The organism is uncultured Porphyromonas sp., assembly GCF_905372525.1.
GTDB lineage: Bacteria > Bacteroidota > Bacteroidia > Bacteroidales > Porphyromonadaceae > Porphyromonas.
Map to the genome: position 1 here is coordinate 1 of NZ_CAJPPN010000011.1, position 13,721 is coordinate 13,721.

Annotated in this window: 11 protein-coding genes; all 11 read right to left on the reverse strand. The window is 56.8% G+C overall.

What is annotated here, in order from left to right; all coding sequences use genetic code 11:
• Positions 1–45: 45 nt before the first annotated feature.
• A complete protein-coding gene (locus tag QZ170_RS03325; protein ID WP_297177048.1) occupies positions 46–834 on the reverse strand; it encodes a transporter substrate-binding domain-containing protein in 789 nt (262 codons plus the stop codon).
• Between the two features lie 14 nt (positions 835–848).
• Positions 849–2,933, reverse strand: a complete 2,085-nt coding sequence (locus QZ170_RS03330) for a putative porin (protein WP_297177051.1) — start codon at positions 2,931–2,933, stop codon at positions 849–851.
• 33 nt (positions 2,934–2,966) lie between these two features.
• The gene (locus tag QZ170_RS03335) at positions 2,967–4,058 is read right to left on the reverse strand and encodes a cation diffusion facilitator family transporter (protein ID WP_297177054.1); all 1,092 of its coding nucleotides are present in this window, start codon (positions 4,056–4,058) and stop codon (positions 2,967–2,969) included.
• 113 nt (positions 4,059–4,171) lie between these two features.
• On the reverse strand, positions 4,172–5,518 hold the full coding sequence (locus tag QZ170_RS03340) for an MATE family efflux transporter (RefSeq protein ID WP_297177057.1): 1,347 nt from the start codon (positions 5,516–5,518) through the stop codon (positions 4,172–4,174).
• A 563-nt stretch (positions 5,519–6,081) separates the two neighbouring features.
• Positions 6,082–8,040 (reverse strand): hypothetical protein, encoded by a 1,959-nt coding sequence (locus QZ170_RS03345; protein ID WP_297177062.1) that lies wholly within the window; start codon positions 8,038–8,040, stop codon positions 6,082–6,084.
• Between the two features lie 29 nt (positions 8,041–8,069).
• Positions 8,070–8,588 (reverse strand): DUF1697 domain-containing protein, encoded by a 519-nt coding sequence (locus QZ170_RS03350; RefSeq protein WP_297177065.1) that lies wholly within the window; start codon positions 8,586–8,588, stop codon positions 8,070–8,072.
• Positions 8,588–9,292, reverse strand: a complete 705-nt coding sequence (locus QZ170_RS03355; RefSeq protein ID WP_297177068.1) for a hypothetical protein — start codon at positions 9,290–9,292, stop codon at positions 8,588–8,590. The genes QZ170_RS03350 and QZ170_RS03355 overlap by 1 nt, the downstream gene beginning before the upstream one ends.
• A 5-nt stretch (positions 9,293–9,297) precedes the next feature.
• Complete coding sequence (locus QZ170_RS03360; protein ID WP_297177071.1) at positions 9,298–9,723, reverse strand: hypothetical protein; 426 nt, start codon at positions 9,721–9,723, stop codon at positions 9,298–9,300.
• 72 nt (positions 9,724–9,795) lie between these two features.
• Positions 9,796–9,993, reverse strand: a complete 198-nt coding sequence (locus tag QZ170_RS03365; RefSeq protein ID WP_297177074.1) for a hypothetical protein — start codon at positions 9,991–9,993, stop codon at positions 9,796–9,798.
• Positions 9,994–10,064: 71 nt separating this feature from the next.
• A complete protein-coding gene (gene gcvP / locus QZ170_RS03370; protein ID WP_297177076.1) occupies positions 10,065–12,950 on the reverse strand; it encodes an aminomethyl-transferring glycine dehydrogenase in 2,886 nt (961 codons plus the stop codon).
• Positions 12,951–13,034: 84 nt separating this feature from the next.
• On the reverse strand, positions 13,035–13,697 hold the full coding sequence (locus tag QZ170_RS03375; RefSeq protein WP_297177079.1) for an MBL fold metallo-hydrolase: 663 nt from the start codon (positions 13,695–13,697) through the stop codon (positions 13,035–13,037).
• Positions 13,698–13,721: the final 24 nt, after the last annotated feature.

The following is a 13,721-nucleotide window of genomic DNA, read 5'->3' on the forward strand; positions in this document are numbered from 1 at the left end:
TCGTGGGGGTGGGTGTGGGGGGCTTTGCTCCTTCCCTTGGGCGGGCTACCTCGCCATCCAGACGGAGAGGCTATCACGTAGGGCGAGTGAGGTGTGCCTCAGGAGCCATGCCGTACGGAAGGAGTAGCTCAGTGGAATGCTGCAGTCGAGCTCGGGGAAGGCTTTGCTGAAGGCCTTCGCCTCGGTGTCCGTACAGACCGTATAGGTGATCTTACCCGAGGCGACCCGCATGGCTAGCTGCTCGGCTTGGTAGAGGCTGTCGATATCTAGGTGGATGCTGTCGCCGATCTCCTCGCTCAGGTGCTCGATGAAGAGGGCGAAGGGAGAGCCCTTCGGTAGGGTGACCGTTCGCCCCCCGAGCTCGATCTGCCTCTTCACGAGGGTCGTGCTGTCCGCCCTACGCTGTACGAGGAAGAGTGGACCCGAGGTCTGCTGTCCGAAGAGCAGGAAGCGGGTCGTATCCACATCTGCCGTGCTCGCCATAGGACGTACGACGAGGTCTGCCCCCCCGTCACTCAGGAGCTGTAGGGCACGCTCCCAGCTATTCTCCAGGATGACCTCTACCCGTAGGCCACTACGCTCCTGGAGCTTCTTGGCTAGGGTGTAGACGGCGCCCGTGAGTTCACCGCCCTCGGCATGCACACCACCCTCGGTGTAGGCAGTCAGTAGGCGGAGTGTTCCCTCGCGTCGTATCTCGGGGTAGTCACGCCCTACGGTAGGGGGCGGTGAGACCTCGCCCCCGCTATGGGTGCGCAGGTAGAGCATCACAGCGACGACGAGGAGGAGTAGGACGAGGTAGAGGGGAGTACGTCCCTTGAGGAGCTTGGTCTGCATGGGTCAGGGCGGGGTTAGTTATTGAGATCTACGATGACACCCCCAGCGAGGTACATCGGGTTGTAGGGATACTTGTACATCGCTAGGCGGGAGCTGGTAGCGAAGGCCTCGGTGACGTTGTACATCTGGAGGAAGAAGCGGGCACGCTTCAGACGGAAGTTGGCATAGGCATTGATCAGCGGAGCCTCCCCCCCGATCTTGCCCTCCGTCTGTAGGATGAACTGCTGGGTCGTCGGGAGGTAGTAGGGGGCATAGTAGGCACTGTGCCAGTAGGCCTTGAGCCCTAGGTCTATGCGCATGACTTGAGCTACGAGGAAGCGTAGGTAGACATCTGCCGCCGCAGTGAGCTGGGGGAGAGGAAGCACAGAGGGCTGTGAGGAGGTCTGGTAGGCGGCCTCTACATCCCAGTTGAGTAGGCCTGCGCTCCCCGTCTGCCTTGCCCGTAGGGAGAGGACTTGGATGATGTCGGAGTATTGGCTGGGCTCGCCCTTGGCTCCATAGTAGATATAGTTCTGCAGGCTCGCCGTGCGTGCCTCGAGCTGGGTACCCCAGGAGCTGAGGTGTACCTTGCCCCCGAGCTCGAGACGACGGGTGAACTTCAGATCCTTGTCCCACCAGCCATAGGTGCCGTGGTGATGAGCAGCGAAGTAGGAGGGACGAGCATTATCAATGTAGGTGTCGGCCTCGAGGGCGAACTCACGGCGGAAGAGACGGAAGGCCGTACGTATATCCCCCTCTAGGCGGAAGGCGCCGAGGTCAGAGCCAAGTACACCGAGTTCACCCCGAGCGGAGAAGTTAAGCCCCGTGCCCTCCCTGCGCTCCATGAGTCCCCCGACGAAGGTCGAGGAGAAGCGGTCGGTCACTCCATAGAGATGTGTCGTGGCATCGGGGTTCTTCGCCCAATACTGCTCCTGCCGTACATAGGCTGATAGGCCGAACTTCACCCAGGGACGGAAGCCCTCCATGAGCGATAGGGCTAGGGTGTTGTGCAGCGTAGTGAGCTGGGCGGTATCGTTGGGGTAGGCATACTGGACGGGTGTGCCTCCACCACTCGGAGTACGGGTCTGTGTCGTCACGGGATCGCCGAAGACAGTCTTCCAGAGGTTGTTCTCCCCCTGAGCCTGTAGGCGACGGCTCTGCTTGTTGTAGTAGGTCGTCAGGGACACCCCACCGACGGGCACGAAGTAGGTGGAGTCGAGCCGGAGGCTATCCCCCGAGCGTGAGGCCTCCTCTAGCTCCCGATCTGTAGGGGTACGACGGACGCTCCGATAGCTCCCTAGGCGATAGGTCTGGGCGAGGTAGGCATGACCTGCACGGATGCGGTTCGTCAGAGGCTCTGTGATCAGGACGGGGATGTCCTTGGCACTAACCTTGGTGCGCCCGTTGGTGTTGTAGCGGTCGGGATTGAGGATGTAGTCGGAGTTCGTGATCCCTCCGTTCTCCTGCTGCTTGTAGTAGTCGTTGGCTACGTAGGCATAGAGCTCGTAGCGGTCGGCTCGGTAGCTAGCGAAGAGGCGATAGCGTGCGTCCTTGCTACGGCTATTGGTATAGAAGCCCTGGGCATTGCGGTAGTCGAAGTTTGCCCCGACATTGATCTCTCGCCCCATGTTCACACCGAAGTCCCCCGCAACGACGTCTTCGCTCTCGTTGGTCTTGAAGTTGCGCTGGTAGCGCACGAAGGTGAAGGGCGTCTTCGTGTCGTAGAAGCGTACCTCCTCAGGGGTGTAGAGCATACGATAGTAGCCGTCGGTGTAGAAGAAGTCCCCCACACGACGAGGTCGGTCGAAGAAGAGCTTCGCCTGCCAGAGGTGGTTCATATTCCCTTGATAGGCCGTCCCTAGGGAACGGAACTCTGGGGATATGTACTCAAAGGTGTAGTGGGTGAGCGTATCGGGCATCTGCACCTGCACCGCTCTGGCGACGCTGGGAGTGATGCGGTAGGCACGTAGCTTGTCACCACGCACCATCTTGATCTCATCGGGGATCTCTACGACGTCTCGCACCTCGTAGGGACTATAGGTGCGCCGCTCGGGCACCTGCGCCTGTGCTACGGCACTCACGAGTAGCAGCACAGTCAGTAGTATGGTCTGTAATCTCATCTAATATCTATTGATAAGGCAGCTCTCTCCCTCCTAGCAGTGCTCCATCCCACAGCTACAGCCCCTAGGGTCGATCTCGATGGTGATGTGCTCCAGCTGGTAGCGAGAGGCTACTCGGCGAACCTCCTGCTTGAGCTCAGCCCAAGCCTCGGGGGAGGGGTAGCTCGGACAGTCGAAGACGAGGTGCAGCGAGGCAATATGCTGCTCCCCGTTGAGCGTCCATATATGTACGTCGTGTACCGAGAGGACGCCTCGTAGGGCTTCGACTTCGTGTACGAAGCCCTCTTGGTCTACCTCCACGGGAACCCCTTGTAGGAGGATGCGGAAGTTGTCACGGAGATTGAAGTACACATTGTACAATATCCATGCAGTGATCCCCAGTGAGAGCAGAGGGTCAAGGATCGGAAGATCGACAAAGTACATCACGACACTGACGATCAGTACTGCTATCCAGCCCAGCACATCCTCCATCAAGTGTAGGCGCATGGAGCGTTCGTTCAGGGAGTGTCCCCCGCTCATTCGCCAGGCTGCATAGCCGTTGATCAGGAGGCCGAAGATAGCTAGTAGGAACATCCCCTCGGCGTGGGGACGTGCAGGATGGATGATGCGCTCAATGGACTCTGTGATGACGAAGAACGAGCCGACTAGTAGGATCACCGATATAAGTAACGAGCCGAGGAGCGAGAACCGCTTGTAGCCGTAGCTGAAGTAGCGGTCACGCCCTTTCTTCGAGAGTCGCTCCAGATACCAAGCGACGCCGAGCGAGCAGGAGTCCCCGAGGTCGTGTAGTGAGTCCGAGAGGATAGCGACACTCCCCGTATAGAGCCCCCCGACGAGCTCGACGGCTGCGAAGAAGAGGTTCAGCAGGAAGGCTACGAGGATATTCCCCTCCGCATGGTGATGATGGTGGTGATGGTGTCCGTGGCCATGACTATGCACATGGCTATGGGTATGAGCGTCGTCGTGGCAGTGTCCGTCGTGCTCATGCTTATGGTCGTGCTCATGAGGATGCTCATGAGTGTGACCGTGGTGCCCCTCCTCGTGTTGGTCGTGGCTGTGTGCTCCTTCGTGCCCCTGGTGGGTTAGCTCTGCACTTTCATTATGCTGGTCGTCATCGTGTCCCATTCTCTGATAGCTTTGAAGTCCTAATTATACACTATTGAGCTTGTTGTATCACAAAAGTACAACTATTTAGGCGTACGATACGAGAGCTTCTAGGGGAACCCCCTTCCCTCACCCTAGGGGTGTGGAGCACGATGAGCCTGTAGGCGGGCTCTCCATACGAGGAAGAAAGCGAAGAATACAAGCCCCTTCAGCACAGAGGTTAGGCAGATCGCCCACCAGGCTGCCTCTAGCCCCCAGCCTAGGGAGACGAAGAGTAGAACGATCGGGATGCGCAGATACGTCCCCACGATCCCTATCCCTGCGGATAGGTAGGTCTTGCCTAGACCGTTGAATAGCCCCCCAGTCGTGATCTCCAGCATCATAAACATCTGGCTGAGCCCCACGATCCTTAGGTAAAGCCCACCCGCAGTATAGGCCTCTCGCTCGGGGACGATGAGCGAGAAGAGCTCCTCACTGAACAGGAGAAAGGCTAGCATCCCCACGAAGCCCACCGAGAGCGTGAAGGTGAGAGCTCTTCGGTAGACCTCATAGACTCGTCGCAGGTGACCAGCTGCCCAGTTTTGTCCTACGATAGCCACTAGGGCGGTCGTCACACCGTTGGCGGTATTCCAGGTTAGCGCCTCGATCTGTGCCCCCGTGGTCATCGTCGCCACTCCGATATGCCCGCCGATACGAGAGACCACTCCACCCATATAGATACTCACGAAGGCAAAGAGGACATTGAGTAGCACGACGGGTACACCTACCTGCAGGATATGCAGCACGTAGCTCCTACGTAGGCGGACAAAGAAGGGGAAGCTATCGAAGAGCTTGTCCCGCTGAGCCTTCCTCACGAAGAGGAAGAGTACCACCGTCTGGCTGATCACTGTGGCGAGGGCAGCCCCTTGTACTCCCCAGCCGATGAGGTGGATGAAGAGCGGGTCTAGGAGCATATTGCACCCTAGACCAATGCACATGATGTGGAAGGGAACCTTGCTGTGCCCAATGGCGTTGTACAGTCCCGTGAGGGTAGCCGTTAGGAAGATTTCGGGGAAGCCGATGAGGCTCACATACATATAGCTCAGAGCGTCGTGACGGACTCCCTCCTCTAGGCTATAGAGATCGACCATAGGCTCGGCACAGAGTGCATAGCCGATGGTCAGGAGTGTGCCCACGAGGAGACTCATCGTGACGTTGTGCGAGGCATATCGTCCCGCCTCCCTCAGCTCTCCCGAGCCGACACAGTGGGAGATGGTGACCTCACAGCCCGTCTTGTTGAGCCAAGCCACAGAGTTGGCTATCCAAATAAAGACGGAGACCACTCCTACAGCTGCTAGAGCCTCGCTACTTAATCGCCCCAGCCAAGCCATGTCGGTGAAGCTATATGCGATCTGCACGAAGGAGGTACCCATGATGGGTAGAGCCTGCTGGTAGAGCAGTCTCGTGAGGTCACCCTGCGTCAGATCCTTGACCTTACTCATCTAATTATTGGTTGTGATCCCCTGGGGTATATCCTTTGCTCTTGGGTAGCTCCTTTGCTCCCTTTGCTCCCTTTACTGATGGAGCAGGACAGAGGTTATACACTCTAGGGGTGTATCTTACGAATTTGAGGCACAAAGGTACACTATTTCCCTCTGTACGTTCCGTCTCTTATCCACCTAATAGCTCCGCATGAACTCGCTCGCACACTCCTGCCTTTGGATCTTCGGGAAGATTATTTCATATCCCAGGGAGCCTTAGCCCATCCCTAGAGATCCTACGTATTATCCCCAAGGGATAGACATACAAGCGAGCCCTAGAGAGGAGATACTTAGAGCGCACTTGTGTACACGCGTGTATACAGTTGTGTACACGTGGGTATACAGTTGTGTACACACGTGTATACTCATCCCTCCTAGGTAGGAGGTATTCGCTGGGTATCTCTACACCTAGGATACGGATACTTCTATCTTCGGTGTATGCTCCTTGACGACCTTGCCCTCGCACTATGGTGATTTCATGCGTCAGCCCTGTCCTCCTAATAGCTCCGCAGTATGAGGATAAGCTAGTGGCGGTAGTGGAGGGTGAGGATAGCTAAGGTCATCGAGGGGCGGGTCTCTACACGCTGGTGCTGGTGCAGGAGCTTGGCCTCGAGGGTGTAGGCATAGGAGGGTTGCCAGCGTAGACGCATCCCTACATCAAACCCTTCGCCGAAGAGGAGCGTAGAGGTGTATTCGTAGCGTACCCGAGGGTGTGCTGCATAGAGCCTTGCCTGCCAGTCCTGAGCACGGAAGTAGTCGGCGAAGAGCCCGACACGTAGCTGATCCCCTAGCGAGAGCCGTACATCTGCTAGGACTGCCCAGCTGGGGCTGCTCTTGGCCTTCGCCCAGCTGTAGGTGAGTGCTCCCGTCCACCCCTCTCCCTCATGACGCAGGCCTAGGCTGAGGCGCTGTGCTCGATCCCCCACAGCCAGCTGCCGCTTACGAAGAGAGGCTAGGAGCAGTGTGCTCCCTGCCCGATCGACACCCAGCTCTAGGTGTGCCCCATAGTCCCAGCCCCGATGCCTTGGGGTGAGGCTATCCCGCTCGGAGAGCCTTCGGTAGCCACCAGCATAGAGCTGTAGCTGTAGGGATCGGATAGGTAGAGGGGGGCTCCATAGGGCTCGTATGCCCTCCTCGTCATTTGGGCGAAGGCTATGCGTACCACTTCGCCCATAGTAGCTCCAGTAGTCGGGTGCGATATGCCAGTAGGAGAAGCGTGCATCGCCGAGCGTCATCTGCTGTAGGCTCAGGTGCTGGATCAGTGCCCATGCCCCGAGCATATTCCGACTTAGCTCGCCACTGAGTCTCAGGTGTCCCTGCCTGCTCTGCCACCCGTAAGATAGGCTGAGGGCAGAGCTCGAGGAGAGCCCCTGTAGGTGTGGACGGTGCGAAGCCCCCGTAGCTACAGCTAGTGGATACCTTCGCCAGTCGTGGTACAAGGCTTGCAGAGAGATATGCCCCTGTGATGCTCTGTACTCGATCCAGCCACCGAGGAGGCGACTGGGGACCTTCCTTCGATGGCGCCATTCCGTCGGGGTGCGGTGTAGCCCTGTCTCCGAGAGCCCTACGATATGCCCCTCTTCGTCGATCCTGCCATCGAGGCTACGTGAGGAGGCGAAGGCTCCTATCCGCCAGCGCTCCTGCCCCATCTCTAGGGCAATACCTCGGCTAAAGTCGCTCTCTGTGCTGGAGCGAAGGGGGCGGATCCCCTCGGGAAGGCGAGGGGAGAGCGCTCTGAAGCTCATCGGGTACACCCCCTGCCCTAAGAGTAGTCCACAGCCACGGGAGACCCGATAGTCCCCGAGGACGAACTGACGTAGGAGCCCTCGCTGAGTGAGCGCCCAGTGGAGGTTGTAGCTGTCGAAGCCTCGGTGCCCGTCATAGCTCCACGGCTCGCCAGCATCCTTCTCGGCGCTGATGTAGAGACTGCTCGCACGTGCACTGCGGTAATGTAAGCGTAGCAGTAGTGCACTATTGCCCCCGAGGTAGCTCTGTCTCTGTGGGGATAGCTGTCGTGTACTCGCCCTTCCCCCGACCTCAAGGCGTCCCTCTCTCCCTCGTTGCTCCACCTCAGAGGGTGGGCTACAAGTGAGGACGGGAAGTAGGAGGCTGATGAGTCTGCTATCCCACCCTTGTATGAGCTTGAGGTCTCCTAGCTCACGGAAGGGGCCATAGAGTCTGCGATAGTCGATGAAGTGCGTGATCTGTATATCCCGTACGAAGGGGATACGCTGGAGTTCCTCGGGCAGTAGTTGGTTGATGTCTAGGGGAGCTTGGCTGAGCTCGTCATAGAGCTGCTGGATCGCTGTCGCCTCTTCGTCTGAGAGTAGACCTAGGTGCCTCTGCTCCTCGATATAGTCCTCCCAGGGATGAGCCTGTCGGGGTAGGCTATCCTGCTGGGCGGACATCTTTAGAGGAGCGAGGAGTAAGGCTAGGGTGGCGGTGAGGAATAAATACCGAATAAAGCGTATGTGTGTAGGCATGGTAAGGTCAGTTGGGGGGGCGGTGCGTACTAGTCGGAGGGGGTAATAGCCTCGGCGAGCTCGATGAGACGTGCGAGGGTATTGCGGTTGCGAGTCGTAGCGGTGAACTTGAGTTTCTTCTCTAGGAAGTTATTGCTTAGCTTCGATCGGCTTGCATCCTTCGGGAGGTACATATAGAGTCTGCCCTCTACCATACGGAGCTCCTCCTCCCCGAAGTCCTCCTGACAGAGGGCTGCTATTCGCTTCGGGTCAATGGGCTCCATCGTAGTGGTATAGAATACTCGATCCTGCTGGTATTCGTCACCGAAGGGGTTGCCTCGGAGGTGCTTCTTGAGCTCGCTAGCGTCGGTGGTGATGACTTGTAGCTCCGCACCGCAATAGGCTCGTATGATCTCTGCGATACGTACGGAGGTCTCCTCCTTAGATAGGGGTGAGCGAAGGACGATATTCCCGCTTTGTATATAGGTCGTGACCTCGGCGAACTCCTCCGCCTCGATGGCATCACGTAGCTCAGCCATCTTGGGGATACGGTTCTTGCCGGAGGGCATTACTCCTCTGAGGAGGACGATGTAGGTGTGCACGTCGGCTCTAATATTAGGTCGTCGAAGACATGAATCCCTTGTTCTTTGCAGTAGGAGCGAAACTCACGAAGTACCTCGAGTGTAGCCTCCATGTTGATAAATCGCTCTAAGGGGAAGGAGCATAGAATCTGCGTAACACCTTCGATGTCTCGGACTTCCTTTGTGTGCTCCTTGCTCCCGACCTTCTTGTCGAGGACTATTCCCTCTAGGCTGGTTCCATCCCCCCATTCCCAATTTCTATCCTTGGGTTTATATTCAAGGAAGAATAGGAGCTTAGAGTCAGACTCATCCTCTGAACCGAATTCACTAATTCTACACCTTCTCTGTCCATCTTGGTCGAAGTATCCCGTATCACTATACTGAATGAGGCTAAACTTATATTCATACGCCTCATCGCTTGTTTTTTGTACTCCGAGGTAGTACTCAAAGAGGTAAGAATACAAGTAGTCCCAAGCCCACATATTATGCCATATGTTTAGACGGCTATGCCCTTTACTTCGGCCATAAATAGGGTTAGAGAAGTGTTTGAACCCATAGAAATCGGGCATGCCTAGCTTGCACTTGATGAAGTATGCAAGATCAGACATTCGCCTCTGGTAGGCATAGAGTATTCGGTGTGCTCGTCTAACGTCTAGAAGAGCTTTAGAAAGGTTTTCTGAGGTTGTCTCCATGATGCTTATTTATAATTAGGAAGGTGGAACAAGGTGTCGATAGAGGAGGGAGCGAGTCTTGCGGGGGTATCCTTATATGTGTCTGCGATGCTATCCAGCCATTTAAGGGAAAAGTACTCGAATAGCTCAAAAGCCTTGATGATGTCATTGCATATTCGCTTCTCTACGCTGCTGTAGGGAGAGAACTCATATGTACACTTCTTGACTTCCTCAAGGAGTGTTTGCCATCGTATCTTAATGATGCGATATGTCTTGTCGCCTAGAGTTAGTGACTGCTTGGAAGTTTGATAGTTTCCACCTAAAGCAAGCAACCATATCGGTCGTTCATCGTCTTCCGCAAGAGTGTTGAGAAGGGCTTGTATCTCATTAAGCCATTGACCTTCATATTGTCCTTCTTCTTCGTATCTCTTAGCTTCGATGATGAGGTGCATTCGCTCTAGCTCAAGCCATACATCAGGCTCTACAGAACTTTGGTTGGTTGTTCCTTTCGCAGACATTTCCTCTCAAAAGGATATGTTTTCGATCGTACCAGCATCAGAGAACTCTGGTAGCGTATGCTCACTAGCCTCATAGAGTATCTCCCAAAAGGTTTTGTCTGGTAGATACTGTAGTAGACCTATGGTGCTGGAGGTAAGAGCATCTTCAGATCGCTTACCTGTAGGAGTCCTAAGATTCTTCTTACGTAGTATTGCTTGTAACATATATCTAAGTAGAAAAGTAAGCCCTACCCCTACATCGTGGAGACCTAGGGGTAGGGCTTATCTTGAGCTGCTTATCCCTCTACTGTGGGGGCTAGGCAGGCGCAGAAGGCGGGGACGAGGTTGCGGTCGCCGAAGCCATTATCGACACGAGCGACGTTGATCCAGAACTTATTCTCACGCAGGAAGGGCAGAGGGTAGGCTGCCTTCTCACGGGGATAGCTGTGCGTCCACGTGTCAGAGACCACTTCGTACTCGGGGTGGGGGGCATTCTTTAGGACGTTGTCCTCAGCATCCACACGACCCTCCTTGACCTCTTGGATTTCGTCCCAGATGCACTGCATCACGTCGAGGAAGCGATCCAGCTCAGCCTTGCTCTCGCTCTCCGTGGGCTCGATCATCAGGGTACCGTGTACAGGGAAGGAGAGGGTGGGGGCATGGTAGCCGAAGTCCATCAGACGCTTAGCGATGTCACTCTCATCGACACCGCAGGTCTCCTTGAGGCGGCGGCAGTCGAGGATGAGTTCGTGCCCGACACGTCCGGTGGCGCCGGTGTAGACGATGCCGTAGGTGTCCTTGAGGCGAACGGCCATGTAGTTGGCATTGAGGATCGCTGTGCGTGTGGCACGCTCGAGTCCCTTGGTACCGAGTAGGCGGATGTAGGCGTAGGAGACGACGTCGATCCCTGCACTACCCTGAGGTGAAGCGGCGACTACATTCCCCTGGATAGGGTCGAAGTCCACACCGTAGCCGTGGGTCGGTGCATAGGGTGCAAGGGCCTCCGTCATGCAGATCGGGCCACTACCAGGGCCACCACCGCCGTGGGGGATGGCGAAGGTCTTATGGAGGTTGAGGTGGCAGACGTCAGCACCGATGAAGCCGGGGTTGGTGAGCCCTACCTGAGCGTTCATGTTCGCACCATCCATATAGACGAGGGCACCGCAGTCGTGGATGCGCTTGCAGAGGTCGATGATGTTCGTCTCGAAGATCCCGTGCGTGCTGGGGTAGGTGATCATCATCGCAGCGAGATCGTCACGATGCTCCTCGGTCTTCTTCATGAAGTCCTCCCAGTCCACATTCCCGTGTTCGTCACAGGCGACGATCACGCACTGGTAGCCACACTGTGAGGCGGAGGCGGGGTTTGTCCCGTGGGCAGAGGCTGGTAGGAGCACCTTGTTGCGGTGACCATTGCCGTGTGCCTCGTGGTAGGAGCGTATGGTGCGTAGGCCTGCGTACTCCCCTGCGGCTCCTGAGTTGGGCTGTAGGGATACGGTAGGTAGCCCCGTGATGGTCGCCAGGAGTCCCTTGAGGTTCTCTAGGAGCTCTATGGAGCCCTGTACCTGCTCGGCGGGGGCGTAGGGGTGGATGTTGCAGAAGGCGGGGTTGCTCAGAGGGATGACCTCCGTAGCAGCGTTGAGCTTCATCGTACAGGAGCCGAGGGAGATCATAGAGTGCGTGAGGGAGATATCCTTACGCTCTAGCCGCTTGATGTAGCGCATCATCTCGGTCTCGGTGTGGTACTTGTTGAAGACTTCGTAGCCGAGGAAGGGGGAGGTACGTACATACTTGCGATCGATGTGGATCGTGTGTTCCCCGACCTCGTCGTTGAAGTTGCTTTCCTTGCCTACAGCTGAGGCGAAGATGTGACAGAGCACCCCTAGATCCTCGGGGAGTGTCGTCTCGTCGATGCTCACGAGGGCGACATGGCCACAGGGGGAGTAGAAGAGGTTCACACGACACTCCTCGGCTATCTCACGGAGCTTGGCCATGAAGCCCTCTTCCTCGGGGAGGATGATACAGAGGGTGTCGAAGAAGTCTTCGTGTAGGAGCTTGTAGCCAAGTCCCTTGAGCTTGCCTGCGAGGAAGCCTGCGTAGGAGTGGATACGTCGGGCGATGTTCTTGAGCCCTTCGGGGCCATGGTAGACAGCATAGAAGCCACTCATCGAGGCGAGCAGAGCCTGTGCCGTACAGATATTGCTCGTGGCACGCTCACGCTTGATATGCTGCTCACGAGACTGGAGGGCTAGGCGATAAGCCTCCTTGCCGAGGCGATCCTTGCTAAGCCCGATGATACGTCCGGGGAGGGTACGCTTGTACTCCATGCGACAGGCGATGTAGCCTGCCGAGGGGCCACCGTAGTACATGGGGACACCGAAGCGCTGTGCCGAGCCGAAGACTACGTCTGCGCCCCATTCGCCTGGAGGGGTCAGCAGGACGAGGCTCATCAGGTCAGCGGCTACACCTACCTTGATATCTGCTTCGTGCGCCTTCTCTACGAAGGCTGTGTAGTCGTGGACACCCCCTAGGGCACCTGGGTACTGAATGATCGCGCCGAAGAACTCACCGCTGAAGTCGAACTCCTGCCACTTGCCGAGCACGACCTCGATCCCCTGTGGGGCACAGCGGGTAAGGATGACGTCACGGGTAGAGGGGAAGACTTCCTTGTCGACAAAGAGCTTACGGGCTCCTGCCTTCGCCTTGGCCTTGCTCCGCTCGTTGAAGAGGAGGAAGGCAGTCTCTGCCCCCCCCGTAGCCTCGTCAAGTAGCGAGCAGTTGCTCAGGGGTAGGGAGGTGAGGTCGGTGATGACGGACTGGAAGTTGAAGAGCGCCTCTAGGCGGCCCTGCGATACCTCTGCCTGATAGGGCGTATAGGAGGTGTACCAGACGGGGTTCTCTAGGACATTGCGCTGTATGACGGGGGGGAGTACGGTATCGTACCAGCCCTGGCCGATGTAGGAGGTGAAGACCTCATTCTTCGAGGCTAGGTCGGCGATATGCTCGGCGAACTCCCGCTCAGTCATGGGCTCTGGTAGGTCAAGGGGCTTAGGGAGCCGAATATTGCTAGGCAGAGTCTGTTCGATGAGTTCGTCTAAGGTCTTGACTCCGATCGTACGGAGCATCTCATCAGCATCTAGCTGGCCTACGCCGATGTGGCGTATCGAGAAGTCATTAGTGTTCATTGGCGAACGATAGCAGTTTATAGTTAGTAAGATGTACGCTGCACATTACAGCATACCAAAGGTAGTGAATTTGTATGAAGATCCCTAGCTTAAGCCCTTGAGGAAGGGGTTGTGCCGACGCTCCTGTCCGATCGTCGTCTCCTCACCATGTCCGCTGAAGACGATCGTCTCGTCGGGCAGAGGGAGATACTGCGCTTGTATGGAGCTGAGGAGCTGGTCGTAGTCCCCGCACCAGAGGTCGGTGCGCCCGATCGTCCCCTGCAGGAGCGTATCCCCCGAGAGGAGGATCCCCGAGTCCTCTGCGTAGAAGGCGATATGCCCCGGAGCATGCCCCGGTACGAAGAGCACCCGTAGCTCCTCGCGCCCTAGGCGGATGCGGTCGTCTTGTCCTACGAGGGTGTAGCTCTCCCTCGGGACGTCCTCTAGGTGGAGGGGGATGGCGAAGGAGCGAAGTTGCTCCGAGGGGCGGGGGATGAGGTCAAAGTCTGGGGCATCGGTATAGGCGGTGATTTCGGGCCAAGTACGTAGGACGTAGGCTGCCCCCCATACGTGGTCAAAGTGCTGGTGGGTGCACAGCAGGAGCTGTGGTGTCAGCGCCTCCTCGTCGATGAAGGCCTTGAGTCGAGCCTCCTCGGAGCGTACCATGCAACCCGGGTCTATGATGGCGGCCTCACGTGTATCCTCATCGTAGAGGACATAGGTATTCTCCTGCACGGGGCTGAATACGAACTGGTGTATCTTGAGCATTTCCTAATACATATATTAATGTGA